22 protein-coding genes are annotated in these 26,424 nt (G+C 70.1%); 11 read left to right on the top strand and 11 right to left on the bottom strand.

Going from position 1 to position 26,424, the window contains the following annotated elements:
- Positions 1 to 79 precede the first annotated feature (79 nt).
- The 3 genes from ASG32_RS25635 to ASG32_RS25625 are packed head-to-tail and all read left to right on the top strand — an operon-like array spanning position 80 to position 2,061.
- Positions 80 to 1,216, top strand: a complete 1,137-nt coding sequence (locus ASG32_RS25635) for a flagellar basal body P-ring protein FlgI (RefSeq protein ID WP_042672916.1) — start codon at positions 80 to 82, stop codon at positions 1,214 to 1,216.
- Positions 1,217 to 1,241: 25 nt separating this feature from the next.
- Positions 1,242 to 1,601 (top strand): rod-binding protein, encoded by a 360-nt coding sequence (locus ASG32_RS25630; RefSeq protein WP_056531922.1) that lies wholly within the window; start codon positions 1,242 to 1,244, stop codon positions 1,599 to 1,601.
- Positions 1,588 to 2,061, top strand: a complete 474-nt coding sequence (locus tag ASG32_RS25625) for a hypothetical protein (protein ID WP_020092929.1) — start codon at positions 1,588 to 1,590, stop codon at positions 2,059 to 2,061. Before ASG32_RS25630 ends, ASG32_RS25625 begins: the two co-directional genes overlap by 14 nt.
- Here the strand turns inward: ASG32_RS25625 and ASG32_RS25620 are convergent.
- The 5 genes from ASG32_RS25620 to ASG32_RS25600 all read right to left on the bottom strand — a co-directional run bounded on the left by ASG32_RS25620 (position 2,058) and on the right by ASG32_RS25600 (position 7,716).
- Positions 2,058 to 2,393 (bottom strand): hypothetical protein, encoded by a 336-nt coding sequence (locus ASG32_RS25620; protein ID WP_056531920.1) that lies wholly within the window; start codon positions 2,391 to 2,393, stop codon positions 2,058 to 2,060. The two genes, ASG32_RS25625 and ASG32_RS25620, sit on opposite strands and share 4 nt — an antisense overlap.
- 1 nt (position 2,394) lies before the next feature.
- On the bottom strand, positions 2,395 to 2,655 hold the full coding sequence (locus ASG32_RS25615) for a hypothetical protein (protein WP_056531919.1): 261 nt from the start codon (positions 2,653 to 2,655) through the stop codon (positions 2,395 to 2,397).
- A 147-nt stretch (positions 2,656 to 2,802) separates the two neighbouring features.
- The gene (locus tag ASG32_RS25610) at positions 2,803 to 4,410 is read right to left on the bottom strand and encodes a hypothetical protein (RefSeq protein WP_056531917.1); all 1,608 of its coding nucleotides are present in this window, start codon (positions 4,408 to 4,410) and stop codon (positions 2,803 to 2,805) included.
- A 2-nt stretch (positions 4,411 to 4,412) separates the two neighbouring features.
- Entirely contained in the window at positions 4,413 to 6,296 is a 1,884-nt protein-coding gene (gene flgK / locus ASG32_RS25605) for a flagellar hook-associated protein FlgK (protein ID WP_056531915.1), read from the bottom strand.
- 34 nt (positions 6,297 to 6,330) lie between these two features.
- Complete coding sequence (locus ASG32_RS25600) at positions 6,331 to 7,716, bottom strand: flagellar hook-basal body complex protein (RefSeq protein WP_020092934.1); 1,386 nt, start codon at positions 7,714 to 7,716, stop codon at positions 6,331 to 6,333.
- A gap of 310 nt (positions 7,717 to 8,026) precedes the next feature.
- Between ASG32_RS25600 and ASG32_RS25595 the strand changes: the two genes are divergently transcribed.
- Positions 8,027 to 8,494 (top strand): BLUF domain-containing protein, encoded by a 468-nt coding sequence (locus tag ASG32_RS25595; RefSeq protein ID WP_056531913.1) that lies wholly within the window; start codon positions 8,027 to 8,029, stop codon positions 8,492 to 8,494.
- Between the two features lie 7 nt (positions 8,495 to 8,501).
- Positions 8,502 to 8,960 carry a response regulator gene (locus ASG32_RS25590; RefSeq protein WP_020092936.1) on the top strand — a complete coding sequence of 153 codons (459 nt, stop codon included), beginning with the start codon at positions 8,502 to 8,504 and terminating at the stop codon, positions 8,958 to 8,960.
- A 36-nt stretch (positions 8,961 to 8,996) separates the two neighbouring features.
- On the opposite strand, the gene ASG32_RS25585 is transcribed toward ASG32_RS25590, so the two are convergent.
- Entirely contained in the window at positions 8,997 to 10,610 is a 1,614-nt protein-coding gene (locus ASG32_RS25585; protein WP_056531911.1) for a peptide chain release factor 3, read from the bottom strand.
- A 185-nt stretch (positions 10,611 to 10,795) separates the two neighbouring features.
- Here ASG32_RS25585 and ASG32_RS25580 point away from each other — a divergent pair, with 185 nt between their 5' ends.
- Together ASG32_RS25580 and ASG32_RS25575 are read left to right on the top strand one after the other, a co-directional pair.
- Complete coding sequence (locus ASG32_RS25580) at positions 10,796 to 12,325, top strand: DUF1800 domain-containing protein (protein WP_056531908.1); 1,530 nt, start codon at positions 10,796 to 10,798, stop codon at positions 12,323 to 12,325.
- Positions 12,322 to 13,509, top strand: a complete 1,188-nt coding sequence (locus tag ASG32_RS25575; RefSeq protein WP_056531906.1) for a DUF1501 domain-containing protein — start codon at positions 12,322 to 12,324, stop codon at positions 13,507 to 13,509. Before ASG32_RS25580 ends, ASG32_RS25575 begins: the two co-directional genes overlap by 4 nt.
- A 259-nt stretch (positions 13,510 to 13,768) precedes the next feature.
- Here ASG32_RS25575 and ASG32_RS25570 read toward each other — a convergent pair whose 3' ends face one another.
- Positions 13,769 to 14,815 carry a low specificity L-threonine aldolase gene (locus ASG32_RS25570; RefSeq protein WP_056531904.1) on the bottom strand — a complete coding sequence of 349 codons (1,047 nt, stop codon included), beginning with the start codon at positions 14,813 to 14,815 and terminating at the stop codon, positions 13,769 to 13,771.
- A 222-nt stretch (positions 14,816 to 15,037) separates the two neighbouring features.
- Here ASG32_RS25570 and rpsU point away from each other — a divergent pair, with 222 nt between their 5' ends.
- Positions 15,038 to 15,373: a 30S ribosomal protein S21 gene (gene rpsU, locus ASG32_RS25565; protein WP_012322424.1), complete on the top strand. Its 336-nt coding sequence runs from the start codon at positions 15,038 to 15,040 to the stop codon at positions 15,371 to 15,373.
- Positions 15,374 to 15,657: 284 nt separating this feature from the next.
- Here rpsU and ASG32_RS25560 read toward each other — a convergent pair whose 3' ends face one another.
- Complete coding sequence (locus ASG32_RS25560) at positions 15,658 to 16,050, bottom strand: response regulator (protein ID WP_026604893.1); 393 nt, start codon at positions 16,048 to 16,050, stop codon at positions 15,658 to 15,660.
- Between the two features lie 320 nt (positions 16,051 to 16,370).
- On the opposite strand from ASG32_RS25560, the gene ASG32_RS25555 reads away from it, so the two are divergent.
- Both ASG32_RS25555 and ASG32_RS25550 read left to right on the top strand, forming a co-directional pair.
- The gene (locus ASG32_RS25555) at positions 16,371 to 17,156 is read left to right on the top strand and encodes a class II glutamine amidotransferase (protein WP_056531902.1); all 786 of its coding nucleotides are present in this window, start codon (positions 16,371 to 16,373) and stop codon (positions 17,154 to 17,156) included.
- A 101-nt stretch (positions 17,157 to 17,257) separates the two neighbouring features.
- Positions 17,258 to 18,691, top strand: coding sequence for an NAD-dependent succinate-semialdehyde dehydrogenase (locus ASG32_RS25550; RefSeq protein ID WP_056531900.1), 1,434 nt, complete (start codon positions 17,258 to 17,260; stop codon positions 18,689 to 18,691).
- A gap of 39 nt (positions 18,692 to 18,730) precedes the next feature.
- Here the strand turns inward: ASG32_RS25550 and ASG32_RS25545 are convergent, their stop codons facing one another.
- Entirely contained in the window at positions 18,731 to 18,937 is a 207-nt protein-coding gene (locus ASG32_RS25545) for a SlyX family protein (RefSeq protein WP_020092944.1), read from the bottom strand.
- A 372-nt stretch (positions 18,938 to 19,309) separates the two neighbouring features.
- On the opposite strand from ASG32_RS25545, the gene ASG32_RS25540 reads away from it, so the two are divergent.
- A complete protein-coding gene (locus ASG32_RS25540; protein ID WP_056531898.1) occupies positions 19,310 to 20,785 on the top strand; it encodes a PAS domain-containing methyl-accepting chemotaxis protein in 1,476 nt (491 codons plus the stop codon).
- A 17-nt stretch (positions 20,786 to 20,802) separates the two neighbouring features.
- Here ASG32_RS25540 and ASG32_RS25535 read toward each other — a convergent pair whose 3' ends face one another.
- Both ASG32_RS25535 and ASG32_RS25530 read right to left on the bottom strand, forming a co-directional pair.
- Positions 20,803 to 21,957, bottom strand: a complete 1,155-nt coding sequence (locus tag ASG32_RS25535) for a GGDEF domain-containing protein (protein ID WP_056531896.1) — start codon at positions 21,955 to 21,957, stop codon at positions 20,803 to 20,805.
- 294 nt (positions 21,958 to 22,251) lie between these two features.
- Positions 22,252 to 26,322, bottom strand: a complete 4,071-nt coding sequence (locus ASG32_RS25530; RefSeq protein WP_056531894.1) for a Pls/PosA family non-ribosomal peptide synthetase — start codon at positions 26,320 to 26,322, stop codon at positions 22,252 to 22,254.
- Between the last annotated feature and the right edge of the window lie 102 nt (positions 26,323 to 26,424).

Below are 26,424 nucleotides of genomic sequence, written 5' to 3'. Positions count from 1 at the left end.
CTTCAATGGCTTGCACAGATCGGGCGGCTGGCACGACCCTGGCAGGATGGGGGCAGGTCCGTCACGGTCGAAACACGGCATGCGCCCGCGTCACGCGTTCAGTCCTCTCCGGTCTCTCTCGGTCGCCCTCGCGGGCGCCCTGCTTCTCGCCGCGCTGTCCGTGCCGGCGCTCGCCCTGTCGCGCGTCAAGGATCTCGCCTCCATCGAGGGCGTTCGCCAGAACCAGCTCGTCGGCTACGGCATCGTGGTCGGCCTCAACGGAACCGGCGACACGCTGAACAACATCCCGTTCACCAAGCAGTCGCTTCAGGCCATGCTGGAGCGCCTCGGCGTCAACACCCGCGGCGCCACGATGCGCACGCAGAACCTCGCCGCCGTGATGGTGACCGCGAGCCTGCCGCCCTTCGCCGCGCAGGGCACCCGGATCGACGTGACGGTCTCGTCGCTGGGCGACGCCAAGTCCCTCCAGGGCGGCACCCTGCTGGTGACGCCGCTGCTCGGCGCCGACGGCGAGGTCTACGCCCTGGCGCAGGGCTCGGTGGCGATCGCCGGCTTCGCCGCCGAGGGCGATGCCGCGAAGATCACCCGGGGCGTGCCGACCAACGGCCGGATTTCCAACGGCGCCAATATCGAGCGCGAGATCGCCTTCAAGCTGAACGACGCCCGCTCGCTGCGTCTGTCGCTGCGCAACCCGGATTTCACCACCTCGAAGCGGATCGCTGCGGCGATCAACGACTTCATGGGCGCCGACACCGCCGAGCCCACCGACCCGGCCACCGTCACGATCCAGATCCCGTCCCGCTACAACGGCAACATGATCCGCCTCATCACCGAGGTGGAGCAGCTGAAGGTGGAGCCTGACCAGACCGCCCGAGTCGTGGTCGACGAGCGCTCCGGCATCATCGTCATGGGCCGGGACGTGCGCGTGTCGACGGTGGCCATCGCCCAGGGCAACCTCACCGTCACCATCACCGAGCAGCCGCAGGTCAGCCAGCCGGCGCCGTTCTCCGACGGACGCACCGTCGTGGTGCCGCGCACGGGGGTGAAGGTCGATACCGGGGACGGAAACAAGCTCGCCCTGGTGAAGGAGGGTGTCAGCCTGCGCGAGCTGGTCGACGGTCTCAACGCCCTGGGCGTCGGCCCGCGGGATCTCATCTCGATCCTCCAGGCGATCAAGGCCGCGGGCGCGCTCCAGGCCGATATCGAGCTGATGTGACCGAACGGACGCGAAGGGACGATCCATGCTGCAACTCGCCAGTCTCGCGGCCAGCGCCGCCGCCAGCGTCGGAACCTCGGTGGCCGGGAGCGCCGTCGACGGGATCATCAAGACCGCCAACAAGGCCAAGGCCTTAAAGACGGCGACCGACTTCGAATCGATGTTCCTGGAGAACAGCCTCGACCGGCTGACCCAGTCGGAGGGCACCGACGGGCCGCTCGGCGAGAACGGGACCGGCGGCGGTGTCTACCGCTCGATGCTGACCAAGGAATATGCGAAGCAGATCGTGAAGAGCGGCGGAGTCGGCATCGCCGATTCGGTTTTCCGTGAGATCATGAAGATGCAGGGCGCGGCGAGCGAGGGAGCGATCCATGCAAAGGGCTGAACCGCTGCGCGTCGGGGACCGGATCACCGCCGAGGCCCTGGTGGCGGGCGTGCTCGGCAACATGGCCGCGCTGGAAGCCGTGCTCGCCGAAGAGGCGGCCTACGTCCGGGAAGGGCGACTGCAGGAGGGCGTCGCCGCGGCCGAGCCGAAGGCCGCGCTGGCCGCCGCCTACATGCAGGGTCTCGAGGTCGCGAAGGCGAACGCCGTCGCACTGAAGCGCTTCCATCCCGACGGGGTCGAGGCCTTGCGCACAGCCCACCGGCGGTTCACCGCGGCCGTGGAGGCGAACCAGACGGTGCTCGCCAGCGCCAAGACCGTCTCGGAAGGGCTGATCAAGACCCTGGCGGAGGAGATCGGCCGGGCACAGCTCCCCTCCGGCTACGGGCGGCAGACGCCAGCGCCGTCCCCGTACGGCCGCGGCGTGCGCAGCGGGCCGCTGGTCCTCTCGCGCAACCTCTAGGGCCCGCCCGGACGGCGGCCGGCGCCGATCCGGACGTAGGTCCGCACCTCGCCGAGATCGGTGTCGACGCGGTTGTCGACCGCGATGCGGCCGGCGACAACTGGCGCTGCCGCGACGCCGCTCCCCGCGGCCAGATCCGCCCCCGCGACGACGCGGCCCGAGACGCGGAGGCAGCTGCCGCTCCCCGGCAGCCGCACGAAGCCCTGGCCCTTGGACGGGCACGGCACCGGCCCCGGGATCACGGGCAGATCCCGCAGGTCGAGGGCCTCGGCCGGGCCAGCGCCGGCCACGATCGCCGCGAGGGCAGCGCAGACCGGGAGCCGGCCGCGCATCTCAGGCGGCCTGGCGGGCGAGATCTCGGTGGAGCAGGTCGATGTAGTGCTCGACCTCGCCGACGAACCCGTCGAGGTCGGGCTCGTGGATGCGCAGGCGGGCGAGGTCCCGCAGCAGGATGTCGAGGGCGATGGCGCGCTCTTCGGGATGCGCGTAGCCCGCGAGGTAGGTGTCGACGGCCTGCTCGACCAGGACGATCGCGCCGCTACGCGGGACGGCTCCCAGGCGGAGGACGAGTTCGATGGGTCCGGACAGCGCCATGCCGACCTCTCCTCAATCGAATGACGGCGCGTGGGCGCGACCGCACGCTGCGCTTCATTCCCGGAAAGCGGCAAGACTATGGTGAACCCGACACGTCGCGAGATTTTTCGAGCGTCAGGCGCGCGTTGACCGGTCTCGGCGATCAGCTCAGCTGATGTAGTTCACGAGGGAGAGCTTCGAGAGCGTCGCGGTCACCTGATAGCTGGCCTGGAGCCGGTTCTGCACGTCGAGCAGCTTGGTGATGACCTCCTCGGGGGAGATCTGCTCGATCCCGTCCAGGGTGTTCTGGACGGTGTTCTGGAGCGCCTTGTTGGTCGTGCCGGCATTCGAGAGCCGCGTCGACGCGACGGTGAGCTGCGTGACCGTGTCCTGGACGCTCGGGGTCTGGTTGGCGGACGAGAGCAGGCTGCCGGCCTTCGTCGCCACCGTCTGGTAGGTGTTGTAGGTGTTGGCGTCGTTCGTGGTGGGCAGGCCGAAGGCCATGGTCGCCAGGCCGGCGAGCACGTTCTGGACCGCGGGATCGTTGGCGCGGGCGCCCGTCCCGACGCTCCCGGTCGCGCTCACCTGGACCGACTGCGTGTCGATCGCCGAGGTCGGCTGCGGCACTGCCGGCGGCGCGGGCTGCGTGTAGGTGTTCTCGCCCTGGTACCACAGCACCGTGTCCTGAGGCGTGGCCGCCCTGTAGCCGACCGGGGTGGTGCCATCGTACAGGATGCGCTGCGGCATCACGCCCGACCCCGACGGGCCGCCTTCCGCCGCGCCGGAGAAGAAGTTCGACGCGGTCGCCGCGGTGGCGTTCACCGCCAGCGTGCTGTTGGCCGCACCGGTCAGCGCGTTGCTCAGTGTCGCCGACAGGTTGGCCATCGTCTGGGCGGGCGTCGAGCCGATGGCGAAGTTGGTGATCGATTTCGGGTCCGCGCTCGTCGCGGCCGTGAGCGTGATCGTCGTGGAGGTGCCGTCGGCCATCTTCAGCGCGAACGACACGGTGTCGCCGGCGCTCGGCTGCGTCGTCATGCTGAGGCTGAAGCTGCCCGGGCTAGTAGCCGTGCCCGCCGTGTAGGTCGCGCCGATCGCCGAGCCGGTCGTGGTCGGCGCGCCCGCCAGGGTGAAGCCGAATTGCCCTCGGGTCAGGTTGTTCGACTCTTCGGTGACCTGAACGCTCGTGGCCGGGCTGGCCAGAGTCTGCGTCAGGCGGCCGTTGCCCCCCGCTCCGAGCTCGGCGGTGACCCGCTGCGAGATCAGGGTCGAGAGGCCGTCGAGCGTGTTGCCGCTCGCGTCGGTCGTGCCGTTGAGGATCTTGCTCGAATCGACCACCGGCTGGGTCGTGGTGTCGGTGCCGCCGAACAGGTAGTTGCCCGCCGCCGATTCGTTGAGCGTGTCGAGCGCCGTCTGCAGGTTGGCCAGCGCCGTCGACCGGCCGGAGACCGAGTTCGCCGCCACGCTCTGCAGGCCGTTCTGGAGCATCGTCCCGGTGGAGGTGCCGAGGGTCGCAACCTGCGTCAGGCTCGTGACCGCGAGGTCGGTCCGGGTCTGCGCGGCGGTGATGCCGGCGGCGTAGCCGGAGAGCGCGCTCAGGGTGGCCTGCGCGGACAGAGCCGTCGACCGCCCGGAGCCGAGGCCGCCATAGGTCTGCGAGACCTGACCGCTCGAGAGCTGGTTGGTCAGTTCGTTGAGCTGGCTCTTCAGCGCCTGGAGCTGCGAGGCGTTGCGGTTGGTGATGTAGGAGCCGGCCGCGAAGGGCGTGATCGTCGTCATGATCAGATCTGCAGCAGCTGGTTGAGCATGTCGCGGGCCGCGGTGAGCACGCGGGCGTTGGCACCGTACGCGGTCTGCAGGGCGATCAGGTTCGACATCTCTTGGTCGATGTTGACGCCCGCCCCGGCGGAGAACCGGCTCTGCGCGGTGGAGAGCGCCGTCTGCTGGGTGGCGTCGAGGGCCGCGGCGTTCGACGCGTTGGCCCCCTGCGTGGACACGATGTCCTGCGCGAAACCGATCACGGTGGCGCTGTAGGGGGCCGAGACGCCGCCGATACCGCTCGACGACGAGAAGGTCTGCTGGTTCGCGGTGAGCGCCGTGAACAGCTTCTGGGCGCGGGCGCCCGACGTGCTCGTGTCCGTGGCGCTCGTAGCCGTCAGCGCGGCGGTGTTGCCCGCCAGCGCGCCGTTGACCGTGATGCGCTGGGCGAAACCGGTGAGCTGCGAGCCGCCGTCGAACGTGCCGGTGTAGAGCTTGTTGCCCGTACCGTCGACGAACATCGCGATCGACGGGTTGCCGGTGTTCAGGTCCGACGCCGAGACGGCCGTGACGCTGGCGCTCGCCGCGCCGGCGACCTTGCCGGCCGCCCCCAGCGTCAGCGTCGCGCTGGTGGCGGTCGAGGAGACCGGATTCGCCGACAGCGCCGGCAGCTTGTAGGTGCTGCCGGAGGCGTTGAACGTGGCGAAGGCGGACTGGATCGCAGCCGCGTATGTGCCGGGCCCGCCGCTGGCGTTGAAGGTCAGCGTGAGGCCGCTGGCATCCGTGGTCTGCGCTGCGGGCACGACCGCGCCGCTGGAGGTCGCGGACGCCACCAGCGTCACGTTGCGCACGGCCCCGGTGTTGTCGGTGACCGGGAAGGTGATCGTGTTGCCGGGCTGCATGGTCGACACGCTGATCTGCGTGTCGGTCCCGCTGTACGTCCCGGTGGTCGCGGTATTCGTGAGCGCCGTCGAGAGGCCGGCCGCGAGATCGTCGAGCTGCCGCTGCGCCTGCGGCAGGGTCTGGTCGCGCATCTCGATCTCGGCGGCCAGACTGCCGGAGCGCAACACGCCGGGGGCGCCGAGGTCGATCTTGCCGCCGCCCGGCAGAGTCGCCGTGATGGTCCCGACCGTCCGCTGCGTGGGATCGGACGCGTAGCTCGCGGTAGGGCTGAGCACGCCGCGCCCGTCGAAGGTCAGGGTCGCGGCGTTCCCGCGGTCGACCAGCGTCACGCCCGAACGGGTCATGACGGAGACCGTCCCGTCGCGCTGCGGGACCGTCTGCACGTCCATGTAGCTCGACAGGTTGTTGATCGCCTGGTCGCGCTGGTCCTGAAGATCGGTCAGCGAAGTGCTGTCAGTGGTGTTCTGGATCTTGCCGTTGAGCGTCGCGATGTTGGACAGGATCGTGCTCGCCGCGCTCGTGTCGGTGCCGAGCTGCGACTCGAGACCGGTGCGAAGGTTCTGCACCGTGCCGGCGGCACTGTTGATGAGGCTCGCGACGGCCGCGGCGTTGCCCAGCACGGTCGTACGGGCGGCCGCCGAGGTCGGGTTGGCGGCGAGCTCCTGGAGCGATTGGGTGAAGGTGTTCAGCGTCCCGTCGAGGGAGGTGGAGCTGCCGGGCACGCCGTAGAGGGCGTCGAGCTGGGCGGCGATGCCGGACTTGGTGCCCGTGTAGGCGGCGCCCGAGGTCTCCAGCCGGAGCTGGTTCAGCGCCGCGGCGTCGAAGCTGCGGGTGATCGTGCCGGCGGCCACGCCGGAATTGTTCGTCCCGGTGGCGACCGTCGAGAGCGTGCGCTTGACGTAGCCCGCCGTCCCGGCATTGGCGACGTTCTGCGAGACGATGTTGATCGCCGCCTGGGTGGCGGCGAGGCCTGCGCTCGAGGTGGAGATCGCATTCAGCGACATGTCACGGCCTCCGCGGCTCGAATCGCACCCTCACTCAGCGGATCACGTTGAGCAGATCAGACATCATCGTCTGGGCCGTCGACATGACGCGCGTGTTCGCAGAGTAAGCCTGCTGGGTTACGATCATCTTAGAGAATTCGGTCGCAATGTCGGTGTTCGATTGCTCGTTGCTCGCGCCCGAGATCGTGCTGCCGTTGAGGCCCGCGAGCGGAGGCCCCGAGTCGACCGTCTGGAGATAGTTCCCGTTCGTATCGGCCTTCAGACCGTCGGCATTGGCGAACTGGACGACGCCGACCGAGGCGAGAGCCACGACCGAACCGTTGGAGAAGGTGCCGTTGACCTTGCCGTCCGGACCGACGGCCACGCTTGTAAGCGTCCCGGAGCTGTTGCCGTTCTGCGTCAGCGCGTTGGTCGTCGCCGCACCGGTCGTGTCGGCATACTGCGTCAGGCCTGAGGCGCTGAGATTCATGTTGAGGCTGGGGAATGTGTAGTCACCCATGGTGATCGGCCCCAGCGGGATCGGGTTCGTCGAGGGCGAGGTGAGCTTCCCGGTGGAATCGAAGGTGAAGGCCGTGCCCACGTTGTTCCAGTCGGACGTCGTGAGCGCGCTCGGGTTGGTGGAGTAGTACAGGTTCCACACGGCCGGCTGAGCCGGCGTGGTCGTCGCGTCCTGGACCTTGGCCCAGCGGGTCGTCAGCGTGAGCGGCGCGCCGGTCGACGTGTAGACCGGCAGCGACGGGCCGGCGATGCTGTTGCTCATGAAGGTCGAGACGGCACCGGTCTGGGTCGAATCGACCTTGACGCCGGTCTGCCCCGATCCGGAGGTCACGACGGCCGCGGTATTCTGATTGTAGAGATCGGATCCCGACGTCGCCGAGGCCGACGTGCTCGGCGTCGAGGGCAGGTTGGCGGCGTAGGTGATCGTTGTGGTGGCCTGCGCCGGCAGCGCCGAGTTGCCGATCTTGATCGGACCGATGCTGGTCGTCTGACCGGTGATCGGATCGAGGTTGGATCCGGTCAGGTATCCGCCGGCGCCGTTGACCAGATAGCCGTCCTTGTCCTGGGCGAAATCGCCCCGGCGCGTGTACAGGCTCGTGCCGCCGAAGGATGTGGCGCCGTTCGCGTCGCCGGTCTTCTGCACGACGGTGAAGAAGCCCTGGCCGTTGATGGCCATGTTGGTGGGCACGCTCGACGAGACCACGTTGCCGGCCAGGGTGTTGGTGAGCTGCGACTGGGGCAGCACCGAACCCGCGACCTCGCGGCCCGGCGTCTTCTCGGACATCAGGTCGACGAAGCTGGTGTCGATGCGCTTGTAGCCGGTCGTCTGCGAGTTCGCGATGTTCCCGGAGATGTTGCTGATGGCGTAGGACTGCGCCTGGAGTCCGGAGACCGAGGTCTGCAGGGCGGTGAAAAGATCCATGGCGAACGATCCCGATGCGCGCCGCACTGGCCCGCAGGCCGGTCCGGCCGCAACCGGCATGCCAGGGCTAAGTCCTTGAGAATCCTGGACCGGATTGTCGACGACCCGGCAGGGTTGACCGGTCATGGCCGCGCGCCCGGCAGATCCTGCCGGGTCGGTCCCGCGGGCGCGGAGATCCGGACCGGAAGTCCCGTCCGCCGCGTTTACGCGGTGTTATTCGACACGCGCGAAGATGCCGCCGGGCCGGGGCCACGCGCGGTGCGTCCTGTCTGGAAGCGCTGAACGGGTACGGATTGCGGATCACGGGATCATGCGGGCGAAACGGACAAGCCTCGTCCACATCATCTACTTCTCGCGTCTCAACCTGTCGTCGGACGCGGCGAAGAGGTCCGAGCAGATCAGCGATATCGGTCGCATCGCTCAGAAGAAGAACGAGTTCGCGGTGATCACGAGCTTTCTGGTCATCGAGGGGAACTTCGCCTGCCAGGTCATCGAGGGCGAGCGCACATCCGTGCACGAGACCTTCGACCGGGTGAGTACCGACAGCCGGCACCGCGAGGTCCAGATCAGCGAGTGGCGGGAGATCACCAAGCGCGAGTTCGTCCACTCGTTCAAGAGCGCGCAGCGCACGGCCGGGAACGACACGCTGTTCGCCAAGGCCAACCTGCTCCCGATGCTCCAGCGCGGAACGCCGAAGGCGTCCGCGATACACGGGCTGTGCCTGTCGCTGCAGTCCGACGCGATGTCCCGTCAGGGCATCGACCACCTCTTCATCTGAGCCGCCGATGTCCGAGAGCGATACGCCCCCGATTCTCATCGTCGACGATCAGGAGAAGCTCCTGCGGCTGATCGTGATGCTGATGACCCGCATCGGCTTCCCGGACGTCGAGGGCGTCACCAACGCGCCCGAGGCGCTGGAGCGGATGCGGCAGCGCCGCTACGCCCTGGTGATCTCCGATCTCGATATGGAGCCCATGGACGGACTCACCCTGCTGCGCGAGATCCGCGCCGACGACGCGCTGATGAACACGCCCTTCATGCTCACCGAGTCGTCCTTCGACTTCGAGGACATCAACCTCGCCCACCAGGCGGGCGCGGACGCCTTCATCCTCAAGCCGTTCGACATGGCGGTGCTGAAGACCAAGCTGAAGCAGGTCCTCAACCGCAAGCCGCGCAAGCGCGAGGCGCCGATCGCGTCCGAATCGACCCTGAGCGTCGAATTCCCGATGCTCGGCAAGTTCTGACGCCGCGCCGGCGCCGCGCGGCGCCGGCGGCGCCGATCAGGCCGCCCGCTTCTGGTAATCCTTCACGTCGGTGAAGCGCACGGCCGGGTAGCGCTCCTCCTCGTAGCGGAGCGAGAAGGCCGTGGTCGCCATGAAGACCGGGGCACCGTCGAGGTCCTTTGCCATGGCCGAGCCGTGCGAGTCGATGAACTTGTCGAGCTCGGCCTCCGAATCGGACGACACCCAGCGGCAGACCGAGAATCGCGAGGTCTCGTAATCCACCGGCAGGCCGTACTCGGCCTGGAGCCGCTCCTTCAGCACGTCGAGCTGCAGCGCGCCGACCACGCCGACGATCGCCTGGCTTCCGTCCTGCGGCACGAACACCTGGACGACGCCCTCCTCGCCCATCTGCTGGAGCGCCTCGCGCAGCTTCTTGGCCTTCATGGCGTCGGTCAGCTTGATCCGGCGCAGGATCTCGGGGGCGAAGCTCGGGACGCCGCGGAACACGATGTCCTCGCCCTCGGTGAGCGTGTCGCCGATGCGCAGCGTGCCGTGGTTCGGGATGCCGACCACGTCGCCGGCATAGGCCTCGTCGGCGATCGCGCGGTCCTGGGCGAAGAAGAATTGCGGCGCCGAGAGCGAGATCGGTTTGCCGGTGCGCACCAGCCGAGCCTTCATGCCCCGGTTGAGCTTGCCCGAGCAGACCCGCATGAACGCGATCCGGTCCCGGTGATTTGGGTCCATGTTCGCCTGGATCTTGAACACGAAGCCGGTCATGCGCGGCTCGGTCGGCTCGACGAGGCGCTTGTCGGCGTCCTGGCCGCGGGGTGGCGGCGCCACCTTGGCGAGACCGTCGATCAGGTCGCGCACGCCGAAATTGCGCAGCGCCGAGCCGAAGAAGACCGGCGTCAGGTGCCCCTCGCGGAACGCGTCGAGGTCGAACGGCTTCAGGCCGCCCTCGGCGAGTTCGACCTCCTCGCGCCACGCGTCGGCCGCGCCGTCCTCGGTGAGCAATTCGTCGAACAGCTTGTCGCCGGGACCCGAGACCGGGACCATCCCCGCATCCTCGGCGGCGTCGAGGCGGCGGACACGGTTGCCGCCGAGCTCGTAAGTACCGGAGAAGTTGCGGCCGGTGCCGATCGGCCACGTGACCGGGGCGACGTCGAGCGCGAGCGTCTTCTCGATCTCGTCCAGAAGCTCGAACGGGTCGCGCGCCTCGCGGTCGAGCTTGTTGACGAACGTGACGATCGGGATGTCGCGCAGGCGGCAGACCTCGAACAGCTTGCGCGTGCGCGCCTCGATGCCCTTCGCGGCGTCGATCACCATAACGGCCGAATCGACCGCCGTCAGCGTCCGGTAGGTGTCCTCCGAGAAGTCCTCGTGGCCTGGCGTGTCGAGGAGGTTGAAGACGCAGTCGCCGTACTCGAAGGTCATCACCGAGGTGACCACCGAGATGCCGCGCTCCTTCTCGATGCCCATCCAGTCGGAGCGAGTCGAGACCCGGTTGCGCTTGGCCTTCACCTCGCCGGCGAGCTGGATCGCGCCCCCGAACAGCAGCAGCTTCTCGGTGAGCGTGGTCTTGCCCGCGTCCGGGTGCGAGATGATCGCGAAGGTGCGCCGCCGCGACACCGGATCGGCCGGCCTCGCCTCGGTCTTGGTCTGCATCAGCATGGAGCGAACGCTCTGGGTCGGCGGAACGTGGTGGTACGCGGCGCGGCACTCGCGCGGTCTCGGGATCGTGTAGCGGCAAGCCCCGATATTGGCAAAGACGGCGGCAGAATGGGGCCTCCTTTCAGGCACCGTACAGGGGCGCGACACCACGCTTCCCCGGTCGATCCACGCTTCGCGAGGCCCCGATGTCGCGCGCCGCAGCACGCTGCTGTCTGGTCACCGCTCTGCTGTTCGCCTCCGCGGGCCCCGGCCCCCGCGCGGCCGAGGCGCCGCAGCGCGCCGCAGCGGCCGACGCCGCCTTCCTCGATGCCCTGACCTGGGGCGCCACGCCCTCGGCCTTCGCGCAGCTCACCGCGGAGGGGCGGACGCGCTGGCTACACGATCAGCTTCACCCGCCCGCCGAAATGCGCCTGCCCCCCGACGCCCAGGCGCAGGTCGACGCGCTGACCCCGCCGGGCAGCCTGTTCGAGCGGGCCCAGGCCCTGGACGCGCAGGCCAAGGCGGCGAAGGAAATCGCCGATCCCGAGGCCAGGACGGTTGCGCAGCAGGCTTTCCAGGCGACGCTCAACACGGCCGCGCGGAACGCCGCCTCCGTCTGGGTACTGCGGGCGCTCTACAGCCCCGACCAGCTGCGCGAGCGCCTGACGTGGTTCTGGTTCAACCGGCTCAACGTCCACCAGGGAAAGTCGACGCTGCGCGCCGCCGTGGGCGACTACGTCGAGACGGCGATCCGCCCGCACGTGCTCGGGCGCTTCCGTGACCTGCTGATGGCGAGCCTGCGCCACCCGGCGATGCTGCGCTACCTCGACAACGACGCCAACGCCGCCGGTCGCCCGAACGAGAACTACGCCCGGGAGATCATGGAGCTGCACACGATGGGTGTCGGATCCGGCTACACGCAGGGCGACGTCGAGGCCCTGGCGCGGATCCTGAGCGGGGTCGGCATCGACCTGAAGCCCGAGAACCCGAAGCTCCGCCCCGAGCGCGCCGCCGACTTCCGCCGGGACGGCCTGTTCGAGTTCAACCCGAACCGGCACGATTACGGCGACAAGGTCTTCCTCGGCACGCGCATCCGGGGCCGCGGCTGGCCCGAGGTCGAGGAGGCGGTCGACCTGATCGCCCGCAACCCCGCCACCGCGACCAACGTCTCCCGGGCGCTGGCGACCTACTTCCTCGGGCAGGCACCCGACAACGCCCTCGTCGCCCGGCTCGCCGCCGTCTTCACGCGGACCGACGGCGACATCGCCGCGGTGATGGAGGCGCTGGTGCGCGAGCCGGCCTTTACGGCCGAGCGCGGCGGCGCCTTCAAGGACCCGGTGCGCTACGTCTTCTCGGCCCTGCGCATGGCCTACGACGGGCGCGTGATCCGCAACGCCGGCCCGGTGCTCGGCTGGCTGAACCGCCTCGGCGAGGGCCTGTTCAACCGCTCGACGCCGGACGGCTACCCCCTCGACGCGGCCGCCTGGAACGGGCCCGGGCAGCTCGCGACGCGGTTCGAGATCGCCCGGCAAATCGGGTCCGGCTCGGCCGGCCTGTTCAAGCCGGCGCTGCCCGATCAGGCCGAGGAGCCGGCCTTCCCGGTGCTCGCCAACGGGCTCTACTTCGCGGCTTTGTCCGGTACCCTGTCGGCGGCGACGCGCGCGGCCCTCGCCCAGGCGGTCTCGCCGCAGGACTGGAACACCCTCTACCTCGCCTCGCCGGAGTTCATGCGATGAACCGTCGCGACCTGATCCGCGCCTCGGCGGCGCTCGGCCTGTCCACGGTGGCCGGCCGCGTCTGGGCCGCCCCGAAGGCCGACGCGCGCCTCCTCGTGGTGTTCCTGCGCGGCGCCTACGACGCCGCCAACGTGGTGATCCCGACCGGCAGCGATTTCTATTACCGGTCGCGGCCAAACCTCGCGATCCCGAAGCCCGACGCGTCGGACCCGAAGGCGGCGCTGGCGCTCGACGTCGACTGGAGCCTGCACCCGGCTTTGCGCCACACGCTCCTGCCGCTCTACGCCAAGGGTCAGGCCGCTTTCGTGCCGTTCGCCGGCACCGACGACCTGACCCGGAGCCATTTCGAGACCCAGGACACGATCGAGATGGGCCAGACGGTCGGCGCGGCCCGCGACTACAATTCCGGCTTCATGGCCCGGCTCGCCGCGGAACTGACCCGGGTCCGGCCGATCGCCTTCACCGACCAGATGCCGCTCATCTTCCGGGGCGGCGAGACGGTGCCCAACATCGCCATCAACGGGGTCGGCAAGCCCGGCATCGACGACCGACAGGCCCGCCTCATCGCGGCGATGTACAGCGACACCAAGCTGGCCGCCGCCGTGACCGAGGGGTTCCGGGTGCGCGACGCGGTCTACCACACGATCTCCGATCATGCCGGGCAGGCCGACCGCGGGGCGGTCTCGCCCAAGGGCTTCGAGCTGTCGGCCCGGCGCATCGGCCGCCTGATGCGCGAGAACTTCAACCTCGGCTTTGTCGATGTCGGCGGCTGGGACACGCACGTGAACCAGGGCGCGGGCACCGGCTACCTCGCCGACCGACTCGGCGAGCTGGGGCGCGGACTCTCGGGCTTCGTCGAGGAGATCGGGCCGGGCTGGTCCGACACGGTGGTGGTGGTGCTGTCGGAGTTCGGGCGCACCTTCCGGGAGAACGGGAGCTGCGGCACCGATCACGGCCACGGCAGCGTCTACTGGATCCTCGGCGGCGGCGTCCGGGGCGGCCGGATCGCGGGACCGCAGGTGCGGGCCGACGAGGCGCACCTGTTCCAGAACCGGGACTATCCGGTGCTCACCGACTATCGCGGCCTGCTGGGCGGCCTGTTCTGTCGGCTCTACGGGCTCGACCAGGCGAGCCTGCGGCGGATCTTCCCCAGCGCGGACCCGGCGGATCTCGCGCTGCTGTAGGGAGCGGGCCGTCGCAGCGTCGCGCCGTCCCAGCACTCGCGAGCCTGGGCTCTCAGCCCCTCCGTCATCGCGAGCGCAGCGAAGCGACCCAGGGCCGCACGAGTTCGGCAGGCGTCGCGCGACACTGGATTGCTTCGCTGCGCTCGCAAGGACGACCAAGCGCATGTCGTGCCGACGTATCGATGCTCCTCAGCGGATCTCGACATCAGCGCGCGAAACACCTTCAACGGGTTGGCTCCGCGCCCCTCTGTCCGCGCGCTCAGGCCGCGGCGGCCGCCAGGGCGCGCAGGTCGCCGACCAGCTCGTCGACCCGCTCCGTCCGGGCATCCCAGGCGAACATGAAGCGCGCCCCGCCGCCGATGAAAGTGTAGAACCGCCAGCCCCGGGCGCGCAGGCCCTCCATCGTGGCCGCCGGCATCGTCAAGAAGACCGCGTTCGCCTCGACGGGAAACAGCGCTCGCACCCCCGGCAGCCCGCCGACCGCCTCGGCGAAGCGGCGGGCGCAGGCGTTGCCGTGGGCCGCGTTCCGCAGCCACGCGCCGCTCTCCAGCATGCCGACCCAGGGGGCCGCGAGGAAGCGCATCTTCGAGGCGAGCTGGCCGGCCTGCTTGCAGCGGTAGCCGAAATCCTCCGCGAGCTTGGCGTCGAAGAACACCACCGCCTCGCCGGCATGCATGCCGTTCTTGGTGCCGCCGAAGCACAGGACGTCGATGCCCGAGCGCCACGTCATGTCGGCGGGGCTGCACCCGAGGCTCGCGCAGGCATTGGCGAAGCGCGACCCGTCCATGTGCAGGGCGAGGCCCAGCTCGCGGCAGGTCGCCGACACGGCCCGCAGCTCGGCGAGGCTGTAGACCTGCCCGGTCTCGGTGGGCTGCGTGATCGTCACCACGCGCGGCCGCGGGAAGTGGATGTCGCTGCGGTTCTGCGCCAGCCCGCGGATCGCCTCCGGCGTCAGCTTGCCGCCCTCGGTCCGGACGGTCAGCAGCTTCGAGCCGTTCGAGAAGAATTCCGGCGCGCCGCACTCGTCGGTCTCGACATGGGCCGAGTCGGCGCAGATCACGCTGTGGTAGGACTGGCACAGCGCGGCCAGCGCCAGCGCGTTGGCGGCCGTGCCGTTGAAGGCGAAGAACACCTCGCACGGGGTCTCGAACAGGTTCCGGAAGGCGTCGGCCGCTCGGGCGGTCCAGGCGTCCTCGCCGTAGGCCGGGGCGTGGCCGCGATTGGCCGCCTCCATCGCAGCCCAGGCCTCCGGGCAGATGCCGGAATAGTTGTCGCTGGCGAATTGCTGCGAGTCGTCGTGTCTCATCCGCGCAACCTAGCACGGCGCAGGCGCGGATGGATCGCGCGGACAGGTTGGAACTGGTGCGCGCTTGGTGTAATAGCCCCGTCAAGGCGTGAGCTCCACGCCGATTCGGAAACCGACGTTCCCGTCCCTCCCGGGTTCAAACCGGGCGAGGGACGTTGCCGGTTTCCAGATCGGCGGCGGGCCGCGTGAACCCAGAACTTCAGGTCCAGAGGATCAAGTCCGTTGCAGGTACTCGTTCGCGACAACAACGTCGATCAAGCGCTCCGCGTCCTCAAGAAGAAGATGCAGCGCGAGGGCATCTTCCGCGAGATGAAGCAGCGCAAGGCTTATGAAAAGCCGTCCGTGCGCAAGGCTCGCGAGAAGGCCGAGGCCGTCCGCCGCGCCCGCAAGCAGGCCCGCAAGACCGCGATCCGCGAGGGCCTGATCGCCGCGCCGAAGCCGAAGCCCCGCTTCCCCGCCGGCGGCCGTCGTCCCGGCTTCCCGTCGCCGTCCGCCGCGCAGGGCCAGGGCGGCAACGCCGCCGGTCAGACCCCGGTCAGCCCGGCTCCCGCCGCCTGACCGACACCACGTCAGTCATGAGAGAGCCCGGCCTGCGCGCGCAGGCCGGGCTTTTTCTTTGCGTCGCGTCCGGATGAAGGCGCCCGGGCACGCGAGCCGCACGTGGCGCGGGTCCCCTCTCCACCCGCGTCGAACTTGCCCCGAGCCGGGCTTCTCGGGACGGATCTCGGGCAGGCCCGAGATCCGTCTGGAGAGGGGGAAGGTCGCGCCTGTAGCGACGAGCCGGGGCTCTGCGCTCGCGATGACGTGAAGAGCTTTGAGCGCTGGGCGCTCAGGCCGCCAGCTCAGGCCGCCTTGGCGGCCATGGTGGCGTGCTCGGCCTGGACCAGCACGTCGAGGGCCCGCCAGGGCTTCTGCATGTAGACTGCCTGATCGGGGAGCCGCGCGTCCCGGCTCGCGCCCGAGGTGACGACCACGCGCACGTCCGGCCACCGCCGCTTGACCGCCTGCGCCAGCGACACGCCGTCCATGGCGCCCGGCAGGCGCACGTCCGCGAAGAGCAGCGCCACGGTCACGTCGGACCGCTCCAGCACCGAGAGGGCCGCCTCGGCGCTCTCGCAGGCGATCACGCCGAGATCGGTCTCCTCGAGCACCGCCGTCGCGAGATCGCGCACAGCCGCATCGTCCTCCACGACGAGCGCCACGGGGGCGGAACTATCGGGCGTTGCGCGATCCATCAAAGTCTCCTGCTGCCGGTGCCTTGCCCCGCGTCGGGTGGCCGCCTGTACGGCGAGCTTCTGATTCCCCGATTCGGCCATGCTGATCCTTCATGAGGCGGCTCACAAGAGTCGCATCGCTCCGGAGGCGAATGCCTGCCCTGCGGACAGGCGGCACCATTTTCATGCGGAACGCACGAAAATAGCGCAGTTTCCGGGCGGTTAAGAAACTGTTCACCGGAGTGGACCGACTGTTAACGTCCTGCGGCGGAACGTCTCCACCCGCGCGGGGCGTTTCGCGGGATCGTACGCGGCTCAGAGCTGAAGGATCATCGTTCGACATGTGCCGTTTCCTCGCCTACAGCGGTGAGCCGGTCTTCCTCTCCGACCTCGTCTGCGCGCCGACCCACTCGCTGGTGCACCAGTCGCTGCACGCCGACGAGGGGAAGACCGAGACCAACGGCGACGGTTTCGGCATCGGCTGGTACGCCGAGCGGCCCGAGCCAGGTGTCTACCGCGACATCTCCCCGGCGTGGTCGGACGAGAACCTCGTGAACCTGTGCGGGCAGGTGCGGGCGCGGACGTTCTTCGCGCACGTGCGCGCCTCGACCGGGACGGCCACCGCCCGGGCCAACTGCCACCCCTTCGTGTTCGGCCGCCACCTGTTCATGCACAACGGCCAGATCGGCGGCTACCACCGGATCAAGCGGCGCCTCGAGGCGCTGATCCCGGATTCCTACTACGACCATCGCCGCGGCAGCACCGACTCGGAGGCGATCTTCCTCCTGGCGCTCGCCAACGGCCTCGAGGCGGACCCCGTCGGCGCGATGGCGCGGACGTTGAAGACTGTCCGCGAGTTGATGGAGTCGGCGAATGTCTGCGAGCCGCTGCGCTTCACCGCGCTGCTCACGGACGGCGAGACGCTGACCGCCTATCGCTGGGCCTGCGACGGCCGGCCGCCGAGCCTGTACTATCGCGAGGGACCGGGCGGCATCGTCGTCGTCTCGGAGCCCATCGACGGCTGCCGCGAGGGCTGGCGGGTGGTTCCGAAGGGCGCGACCCTGCGCGCCCGCCACGGGAGCGCGACGCTCGTCGAGGCGCCGGAGCCCGCGCGCGCCGCCGCCTGAATACAGACGGCCCCAGCCATGCCGCCGCGGGGATTGCCGGGGCGCGCCACATCGCCACATTCCGCCTGCGGCCGATGGTGCGGCCGAGCGGGAATCGACCGATGTATCCGGATACCGAGCTTCACATCGCCGGGCGCTGGCGCGCGGGTGCCGACCGGGACACCCTGGGGGTCCTGAACCCCGCCACGGGCGAGACGATCGGCCAGTGCGCGGTCGCCACCACGGCGGATCTCGACGAGGCCCTGGCGGCCGCCGCCCGCGCCTTCCCGGCCTGGCGCAAAGTCGCGCCCTTCGAGCGCGCCAAGGTGATGCGCAAGGCGGCCGACCTGCTGCGCGCCCGGGTCGACGAGATTGCCCGGATCATGACGCTGGAGCAGGGCAAGCCGCTCGCCGAGTCGCGGGTCGAGACCCTGGCGGCGGCCGACATCATCGACTGGTTCGCCGAGGAGGGTAAGCGCGCCTACGGCCGCGTCATCCCGGGCCGCGCCGACGGCGTGCTGCAGGCGGTGATCCGCGAGCCGGTCGGGCCGGTGGCCTGCTTCACGCCCTGGAATTTCCCGATCAATCAGGCGGTCCGCAAGATCTCGGCGGCGCTCTGCACCGGCTGCACGGTGATCCTGAAGGGCCCAGAGGACACGCCGGCGAGCTGCGCCGCCCTGGTCCGCGCCTTCCTGGATGCGGGTGTCCCGGGCGACGCGCTCTCGCTGGTCTACGGCGATCCCGAAGCCATCTCGGCCTACCTGATCCCGCACCCGGTCATCCGGAAGATCTCGTTCACCGGCTCGACCGTGGTCGGCAAGAAGCTCGCGGCGCTCGCGGGCGAGCACATGAAGCGCGCCACGATGGAACTCGGCGGCCACGCCCCCGCGATCGTGTTCGGCGACGCCGACGTGGAGAAGGCGGTGGCCGTCCTGGCCCCCTCGAAGTTCCGCAATGCCGGCCAGGTCTGCGTCTCGCCGACCCGCTTCCTCGTGCACGATTCGGTCTTCGACCGCTTTGTCGAGGGCTTCACGACCTTCGCCAAGTCGGTGAAGGTCGGCGACGGGCTCGATCCCGAGACCAAGATGGGACCGCTGGTCCACGGGCGGCGCCTCGACGCCGTCACGGCGCTGGCGGCGGACGCCGAGTCCAGCGGCGCGACGCTGCGGGCGGGCGGCAAGCGCCTCGGCAACCAGGGCAATTTCTTCGAGCCGACGGTCTTCACCGAGGTGCCGCTGACCGCCCGGATCATGAACGAGGAGCCCTTCGGCCCCCTGGCGATGATCAACCGGTTCTCCGACGACGAGGAGGCGCTCACCGAGGCCAACCGCCTGCCCTACGGGCTCGCGGCCTACGCCTACACCCGCTCCGCCGAGCGCGCGGCGCGGGTGTCGAACGCGGTCGAGAGCGGCATGATCTCGATCAACCACCACGGCCTCGCCCTGCCCGAGACGCCGTTCGGCGGCGTCAAGGATTCGGGCTACGGCAGCGAGGGCGGCCCGGAGGCCCTCGACGCCTACCTGGTCACCAAGTTCGTCACGCAGGCGAATTTCTGACGCACCGGCCGGCGCGCCGCGGCGCGCCGGCCCCTCCCCTCAGTAATGCGGCGGCGGCGGTTCCGGCCCGCGCGGCGCCGCGCGGGCGGCCGCCTCCTCCACCTGCTCCCGCAGCGCGTCGAGTTGCCGGACGAGCCGGTCGATCACCCGCCACTGCTCGGTCACGGTCCGGTTCAGATCCTCGATCGTCGCGTCCTGCTCGGTCAGGCGCATCTCCAGGCGGTCGATCCGTGTGGCCTCGTCCATGTCGGGTCTCCAGGCAGTGCCGTGTCGCGAGCTGTCCCCGCCCCGATCGTCTCGGACCGCCGGCGTTCTACGCTCCTCCTAACGCAGGCCGCGCGCCGAACAACCCGACGGACCGCCTCCAGCCATGACCAGTCGAGAACGTCCATCAGTCGATGTATAGGCTCGAAGACCGATAATGGCGCGAAAGTGATTTATAGCTCGGTTATCTTTGTCGTTTGTATAAATGCATTTTGCGACGATCAACTGCTCTACTACAATTTTCTCGCGCTCTCATTGAGCCCGTTTCATGACGAGAGCACGCCATTGACGGTTTTTTAAGCGCGTCTCCTCATGATCGTCCGCACTTTACAGATCAGGCGGGCACGGGCTCCGATGGTGATGTTTGGTTCACGCGACGACGCCCTCCTCGCGGCGATCGACCGGACGATGGCGCGGGTGGAATTCGACCTCGACGGCACCGTCACCGACGCGAACGCCGTATTCCTCGACCTCGTCGGCTACACGCTCGACGAAGTCCGGGGCCAGCATCACAGAATGTTCGTGCCTGAGGCCGACAGGTCCGGTCCGAACTACAGCGCCTTCTGGGACCGGCTGCGCGCCGGTCAGCACGAGGCGCGTGCCTTTCCGCGGGTGACGAAAGCCGGCCACACCGTGTGGATCCAGGGCTCCTACAACCCGATCCTCGACCGCCGCGGCAAGCCCACCAAGGTCGTCAAGCTCGCCACCGACATCACCGCGGAACGCGCCCGCAACGCGCTCCACGCCGGTCAGGTCGAAGCGCTCAACCGTTCGCAGGCGGTGATCTGCTTCGCCCTTGACGGGACGATCACGGACGCGAACAGCAACTTCCTGTCCACGATGGGCTACACGCTGGAGGAGATCCGCGGGCGGCATCACCGCATGTTCATGGCGCCGGCGGAGGCGGCCAGCCCGGACTACACGGCATTCTGGGCCGCGCTCGGCAACGGCCAGTACCAGGCCGGCGAGTTCCGGCGCGTCGGGAAGGACGGCCGCACCGTCTGGATCTTCGGCGCGTACAATCCGATCCTCGACGCCGACGGCAAGCCCTGCGCGGTGGTGAAGTTCGCCACCGACGTGACCCGGCAGGTCGAAGACCGCCAGCGCCGGGCCGAGGGGCAGCGCGCGATCGACGCCGACATCGCGGCGATCCGCGATTCGATGAGCCGGGTGGTCCGGCAGGCGGACGAGACCGCGGAGGCCTCGAGCCGCACAAGCCGCAACGTCGATGCGGTCGCTGCGGGTTCGGAGGAGTTCGCTGCCTCGATCGAGGAACTCAGCCGTCACGCGATGCAGGCGAAATCCTCCGTCGATCTGGTCGTTTCCCGCGCCGAGGAAGCGGGGGCGATCGTCGTGGGGCTGACCGGCGCCGCGGACCGGATCGGAGCGGCGGTCAGCCTGATCCGGTCCATCGCCGACCAGACGAACCTGCTGGCGCTGAACGCCACGATCGAGGCCGCCCGGGCCGGAGCGGCCGGCAAGGGCTTCGCGGTCGTCGCCGCCGAGGTGAAGGCGCTCGCCGAGCAGACCGCCAAGGCCACCGGTGAGATCGGAACCCAGATCGCCGCCGTGCAGGCCGAGACCTCCCGGGCCGTCTCGGCGATCGACGGGATCGGCGCCACGATCGAGCAACTCAGCGCGATCTCGCTCAGCGTCTCGTCGGCCGTGACCGAGCAGGCCGCGGTGACCCGCGACATGACCGAGAACATGCAGTCGGCGGCGCAGGGCGTCGCGGCGATCCACACCGCCATGGCGGAGATCGCCTCCTCGGCGAGCGTCGTCGACGCCTCGGTGCGCAAGGTCTCGGAGGCGGCGCGCGCCCTCGCGTGAGCCGGCCCGGCAGGGCCTCAGGCCGCGCGGGTGGCGACCGGATCGGCCACGGAGATCCGGTCCCGTCCGCCATTCTTGGCGGCGTAGAGCGCGGCGTCGGCCCGCTGCATCAGCAGGTCGAACGCGATGCCGGGGCGCGCCTGCGCGATACCGATACTGACGCTGACGCGCAGGGCCGGAAGCTCGGGAACCGCGAGTTGCGCGAAGGTCTGGCGCAGCTCCTCGGCCCGGGCCAGGGCCTCGGCGGGCGAGACGTCCGGCAGGAGGCACGCGAACTCCTCACCGCCGAGGCGGCCCAGCAGGGCCTCCCGCGGCAGCAGGGTCGACGCCATGGTGCAGAAGCCGACGAGGACCGCGTCGCCGACCCCGTGGCCGAAGCGGTCGTTGACGGCCTTGAACCGGTCGAGGTCGAACAGCAGCAGGGCGGCGTCGCCGTGCCGCGCCATCGCGTCCGCGGCGGCCCCGGCGAAGGCCCGGCGGTTGCGCACGCCCGTCAGCGCGTCGGTGGAGGCGGCGATGCGCTGCTCCCGCTCCGCCCGCTCCTTGACCAGCGCCATGAAGGTGAAGGCCGAGGCGATCGAGAACATCAGGGTGACGAAGCACAGGATCGCCACCCAGGGCGACGCGAGCGGGCTGAGACCCGGCTGCGGGGGCGCCACCAGCGTCGCGGGGATCCGCACGATGTAGAAGCTGCCGTGCAGTCCCAGGATGGTGGCGGCGGCGATCCGCGAGGCGAGCCGCTCGGCGCGACCGCGCCAGATCTCCGCGGCCGCGGCGCAGCAATAGAGCGCCGCGGTCCCCGAGGCGTAGATGATGCGGGCCTCGATCGACGCGTAGAAGGTCGGGATCAGGCACAGGACGCACCAGCCGAGGGCGCCGGCCATGGCGATGCCCACCCGCGGCTCCCGATGCTCGAAGGAGCGGACGCCGCTCCAGATGAGGCCGTAGGCGGCGAGCACCACGGCATTGGCCAAGCCCACCGAGATCAGGTCGGGGATCTGGTTGCGCAGCGCGAGGCCGGCCGATCCGGCCGCGCCCACGAGATGCGCCGCGCCCCAGTAGGCAAGCACCCGGGATTCGGGCGCCTGCCGCCACGAGGCCATGAAGAGCGTGCCGACCAGGAAGGTCGTCGCCGCGCTGACGACCAGCAGGGTGGCGGGATCGAGTTGCACGGACGCCTGTCTATCCTCGACCCGGACGTTAGCCGCCCCCGCGTCGCGCCGCACTACGGCCGAGCAACGATACGAGCCGGCGGAGTATATCGCTCTATCTTGCCGGAAGCCACTGTAAGCTAGATTAGAACGACCAACCGGGACGAGGGTGCTAGTACACCGGCATATTCGTCCCGGAGCCTGCCGGGTCTCTCGTGCTGAGTGCCGCAGAGGCGCCGACTCTGACCTCGGCGCGGGCCCGCCCCCGCACGGTCCCGGGACGCCGGGGCCGGCACGCGCGGTGCGACCCGCCCGTCAGGCGCGGTGGATTACCGGGACCGCGGGCGCGCCCTCCCACTCGGTGTTGGCGGGGATCGACTCGCCCTTCATGACGATGGTGAGCGGGCGCAGCCGGGCGAAATCGCCCACCTTGGTGTCGTAGAGCACGGTCGAGAACGCACCCACCGAGACACCGCGCCCGACGACGACGCGGCCGATCTTCATGATCCGGTCCTCGTAGAGGTGCGTCTGCAGTGCCGAGACGCGGTTGATGGTGGCGTAGTCGCCGATGGTGACGCAGTCGAACTCGGTGATGTCGGTGGTGAGCATGCAGACGCCCTTGCCGACCTTCACGCCGAACAGCCGGAGCACCCAGGGCAGGAAGGGCGTGCCCTGGAGGTGCTCGAGCAGCACCTTGCCGGCGAGCCCCCAGTAGGCCACCGCGATCGCCTCGGTGCGCATCGCCCACCACGACCACATCGGCTGCATGCCGGGCTTGTAGACGCCCATCAGCAGCCACTTCATCGCGATGACCGCCGAGGACTGGATCAGCGCGATGGCGACGCTCGCACCGACGAAGCTGTAAGCCAGACCCCACCAGTCCTGCTCCAGGATGGCCGGGTAGAAGTACCAGTCGATCGCCGTGATCGCGAGGGTGATGTAGAGCATCGGCGAGAACGAGGTCGCGAAGGCCTCGAAGACGCCGCGCCGGATCTTCGGCCACGCGCCGGGCTCGTAGGTCTGGGCGGTCGAGCCGAGATCGACCTTCTGGCGGGCCGGCAGCCGGATCGGCGGCGAGCCGAACCACGTCTCGCCGGGGCTCATCGCGGCGTTCTCGGGCGGCTTCGACTTGATGCCGATGAGCACGTCGTCGGGGATGACGGCGCCCGGCGGCACCACGGCATCGTTGCCGACGAAGACCCGGGCACCGGTGCGCACCGGCTCGAGGTGCATCCAGCCGCGCCGGATCTCCTCTTCGCCGTACACCACTTCGTCGGCGATGAAGTTCTTCGCGCCGACCTCGGCGAGGTCGTAGCGGCCCGCGAGGTTGGTCGAGATCTCGGCGCCGTGGCCCATATTGGCGCCCATCAGCCGGTACCAGGCCCGCATGTAGACGGTCGCGAACAGCGACGAGAGCGTCTCCAGGGTGACCTCGACGGCGAGCGCCAGCGACCATTTCCGCAGGTAGAACAGCGAGTGGACCGAGTAGGTGCCGGAGCGGGTCCGCGGCAGCACCACCCAGCGGATGCCGGCGATCAGCAGCACCGTGCCGGCGGTCATCAGCATGGCGGTCGGCCAGGTGAGGATCGGCAGGTACCAGTGGTAGTCGATGTCGGTGATGTCGGAGAGCGAGTCCGAGATCTGGTCGAAGATGAAGAAGGCCGGGAAGATCGGCAGCAGACCCACCGCGGGGATCGCGCCGAGCAGCACCACGTAGGCCGCCATGAACGCCGCGCGGCGCGCGAAGGAGGCCTCGGCGGGTTCGGGCAGCTCCGTGGGGTCGGCCATCCCGACCTTGCGGCCGGGCGAGCCGTCCCACCGCTCGGCCGCGCCCACCCGCGAGCCCGTGGGGATCGTGGTGAGGTCGGCGATCTCCGCCTGCGGCCCGATCACCGCGTCGTGGCTGATCACGCAGGAGGTGCCCACCGCCGCGTCCGCGCCGATCTCGACCCTGCCGATGACCAGCTCGTTGCCGACGATCTCCGCGTTGGCGATGACGAGGCGGCCGCCCAGGGACGCGCCGTCCCCGATGGTCAGGAGGTCGGCCGCGCCGATCTCGATGTCGGAGATGAGCGTGTCGCGTCCGACCTTCGCACCCATCAGCCGGAGGTAGACGGCGATCGCGGGCGAGCCCTGGAGCCACTTCACGTGGACGAGGGGCGCCAGCCGCTGCGCGAGCCACCAGCGATAATAGTAGGTGCCCCAGAGCGGGTACCGGCCCGGCCTGGTCCGGCCGAGGATCAGCCACTTGCCGGCGACCGCCGCGACCGCGGTCACGCCGTTGATCGCCACGTAGACGAGGAGCAGCACGCCGAGTTCGGCGAAGAAGCTCAGGCCTCCGCCGGTGAGCAGCAGGTAGGTCACGAACATGCCGAGCCACTGCGCGGTGGCCAGCGCGATCACGAAGGGCAGCGCGACGAGCTGCCCGAGGCCGCACAGCGCCCGGCGCAGCAGCGGCGGCGGCGCGAAGCTCAGGTCGCGGGTCGCGGCCCCGGCGCCCATGCCGCCCGTCCGGGCGATGAGCGCGTCGGCCATCGCCCGCACGGTGCGCAGGGCGTAGACGTCCGGCAGCGTGATCCCGGCCAGCGGCGGGTTCTCGCGCACCGCCGAGACGAAGCGCGCGGCGAGCAGCGAATGGCCGCCGAGATCGGCGAAGAAGTCGCCCTCGAGGACGATCGGCTGGTTGCCGAAGATCTGCTTGGCCGCGGCGACCAGGGCCGCCTCGGTCTCGTTGGCGGGCGTCTCCTGCTCGCCGTCGGCGGCGACCACCGTGAGCGGGGCGACCTTGAGCGCCTTGCGGTCGACCTTGCCGGACGTGAGCCGGGGCAAAGTCTCGGCCACCTCGAAATGGCCGGGCACCATGTAGGGCGGCATCTGCCCGGCGAGGGTCCGGCGGAGGGCGGCGGCGTCGATGGACCGGCCGCGCTCCGGGATCAGGAAGGCGACGAGGCGGTCGACGCCGTCGTCGTTCCGCAGCACGACGGCGGCTTGGTTGACGTCGGGCACCGCTCGGATCCGGGACTCGATCTCGCCGAGTTCCACGCGGAAGCCGCGGATCTTCACCTGGTCGTCGATCCGGCCGTGGAACACGATCCGGCCGGCGGCGTCGAGGGAGACCGCGTCGCCCGAGCGGTAGAGCACCGGGTCGGTCCCGTCCGACGCGAACGGGTTAGCGATGAACTTCTCCGCCGTCAGCTCGGGACGGGCGAGGTAGCCCCGCGCCACGCCGGGACCGCCGATCAGCAGCTCGCCCTGCTGGTCTCGGCCGAGCAGGGTCAGATCCTCGCCGGCGACGTAGACGGAGTAGTTCGGGATCGGGCCGCCGATGGTCACCGGCTCGCCGGGCCGCATCTCGGCCGCGGTGGCCACCACGGTGGCCTCCGTCGGGCCGTAGGTGTTGAACAGTTGGCGGCCGCCGGTCGCCCAGCGGGCGATCAGCGGCTCGGGCAGCGCCTCGCCGCCGAGCAGGACGAGGCGCACCCGCGGCAGGTCGCCGGAGATCATCGCCAGGAGCGTCGGGACGGTGTCGAGCACCGTGATCCCCTCGGCCTCCAAGATGCCGGGGAGCGATTCCAGGTCGCCCATCATGGCGGGGCTCGCCACGAACAGGGTCGCGCCCACGAGATACGGCACCCAGATCTCCTCCATCGAGAGATCGAAGGCCACCGAGGCGCCCTGGAAGACCACGTCGTCGGCGCGCATCCCGTAGAGGGCGTTCCCGGACCGCAGGAAGTGGCAGATGTTGGCGTGGCTGATGACGATGCCCTTGGGCACGCCGGTCGAGCCCGAGGTGTAGATCAGGTAGGCGGGGTGCTCGGGCGTCAGCCCGGCCGCGCGCGGATCGGGCAGCGGCGCGCCGGCGGGCGTCCCGGAGTCGAGATCGGCGGGCGTCAGGGCCGGGGCGGCGTCGGGCGCCGCCGCGGCGAGCGCCGGGGAGACCAGCAGCGCCTTCGCGCCCGCGTCGGCGAGGCACACGCCCACCCGGTCCGCCGGCGCCTCGGCGTCGAAGGGCAGCCAGGCCGCGCCCGCCATCGTGATGCCGATCTGCGCCACGAGGAGGTCCGGGCCACGGGCCATCCAGAGGCCGACGATGTCACCCGGCCCGATGCCGCGATGGGCGAGGCCGGCGGCGATCCGGCCGGCCCGGGCGGCGACCTCCGCGTAGGTCAGGTGCGGGTGGACGCCCCCGGCGCCGACGCCGGCGCCGTCGACCAGGCAGGGATGATCGGGCCGGGTCTCGGCCGCGTGCAGGAAGATCTCGGCCAGGACCTCGTCGCGGATGAGGTCGGGCCGGTGGTCGCCGCGCAGGATCGCCGCCGCGGCTCCGAGAGGCGCGGGCTCCCCGGCCGTCGGTCCGGGCCGGGTCTTCTCGGCGACGTCGCTCATCCGCTGCTCCGCTGGCCGCCCGCTCGGGCCGGCGCCTGTCCTGGCCGCCGCCCTATAGCCTGCCGATCATGCCGTTATCGAGGCGGCTTTGCACTGCGCCGG

It is taken from the genome of Methylobacterium sp. Leaf361, assembly GCF_001424445.1.
Lineage (GTDB): Bacteria > Pseudomonadota > Alphaproteobacteria > Rhizobiales > Beijerinckiaceae > Methylobacterium.
This window is presented reverse-complemented; position numbering and strand designations above follow the sequence as displayed.

Excerpts from the sequence above, each read along its gene's own strand:
- ASG32_RS25625 (WP_020092929.1), top strand. The coding sequence starts at position 1,588 with ATGCAAAGGGCTGAACCGCTGCGCGTCGGGGACCGGATCACCGCCGAG.
- ASG32_RS25550 (WP_056531900.1), top strand. The coding sequence starts at position 17,258 with ATGTATCCGGATACCGAGCTTCACATCGCCGGGCGCTGGCGCGCGGGT.
- ASG32_RS25530 (WP_056531894.1), bottom strand. The coding sequence starts at position 26,322 with ATGAGCGACGTCGCCGAGAAGACCCGGCCCGGACCGACGGCCGGGGAG.
- ASG32_RS25585 (WP_056531911.1), bottom strand. The coding sequence starts at position 10,610 with ATGCTGATGCAGACCAAGACCGAGGCGAGGCCGGCCGATCCGGTGTCG.
- ASG32_RS25630 (WP_056531922.1), top strand. The coding sequence starts at position 1,242 with ATGCTGCAACTCGCCAGTCTCGCGGCCAGCGCCGCCGCCAGCGTCGGA.
- ASG32_RS25610 (WP_056531917.1), bottom strand. The coding sequence starts at position 4,410 with ATGACGACGATCACGCCCTTCGCGGCCGGCTCCTACATCACCAACCGC.
- ASG32_RS25570 (WP_056531904.1), bottom strand. The coding sequence starts at position 14,815 with ATGAGACACGACGACTCGCAGCAATTCGCCAGCGACAACTATTCCGGC.
- ASG32_RS25555 (WP_056531902.1), top strand. The coding sequence starts at position 16,371 with ATGTGCCGTTTCCTCGCCTACAGCGGTGAGCCGGTCTTCCTCTCCGAC.
- ASG32_RS25560 (WP_026604893.1), bottom strand. The coding sequence starts at position 16,050 with ATGGATCGCGCAACGCCCGATAGTTCCGCCCCCGTGGCGCTCGTCGTG.
- ASG32_RS25575 (WP_056531906.1), top strand. The coding sequence starts at position 12,322 with ATGAACCGTCGCGACCTGATCCGCGCCTCGGCGGCGCTCGGCCTGTCC.
- ASG32_RS25635 (WP_042672916.1), top strand. The coding sequence starts at position 80 with ATGCGCCCGCGTCACGCGTTCAGTCCTCTCCGGTCTCTCTCGGTCGCC.
- flgK (WP_056531915.1), bottom strand. The coding sequence starts at position 6,296 with ATGTCGCTGAATGCGATCTCCACCTCGAGCGCAGGCCTCGCCGCCACC.
- ASG32_RS25595 (WP_056531913.1), top strand. The coding sequence starts at position 8,027 with ATGCGGGCGAAACGGACAAGCCTCGTCCACATCATCTACTTCTCGCGT.
- ASG32_RS25580 (WP_056531908.1), top strand. The coding sequence starts at position 10,796 with ATGTCGCGCGCCGCAGCACGCTGCTGTCTGGTCACCGCTCTGCTGTTC.
- ASG32_RS25620 (WP_056531920.1), bottom strand. The coding sequence starts at position 2,393 with ATGCGCGGCCGGCTCCCGGTCTGCGCTGCCCTCGCGGCGATCGTGGCC.
- ASG32_RS25545 (WP_020092944.1), bottom strand. The coding sequence starts at position 18,937 with ATGGACGAGGCCACACGGATCGACCGCCTGGAGATGCGCCTGACCGAG.
- ASG32_RS25600 (WP_020092934.1), bottom strand. The coding sequence starts at position 7,716 with ATGGATCTTTTCACCGCCCTGCAGACCTCGGTCTCCGGACTCCAGGCG.
- ASG32_RS25540 (WP_056531898.1), top strand. The coding sequence starts at position 19,310 with ATGGTGATGTTTGGTTCACGCGACGACGCCCTCCTCGCGGCGATCGAC.
- ASG32_RS25615 (WP_056531919.1), bottom strand. The coding sequence starts at position 2,655 with ATGGCGCTGTCCGGACCCATCGAACTCGTCCTCCGCCTGGGAGCCGTC.
- ASG32_RS25590 (WP_020092936.1), top strand. The coding sequence starts at position 8,502 with ATGTCCGAGAGCGATACGCCCCCGATTCTCATCGTCGACGATCAGGAG.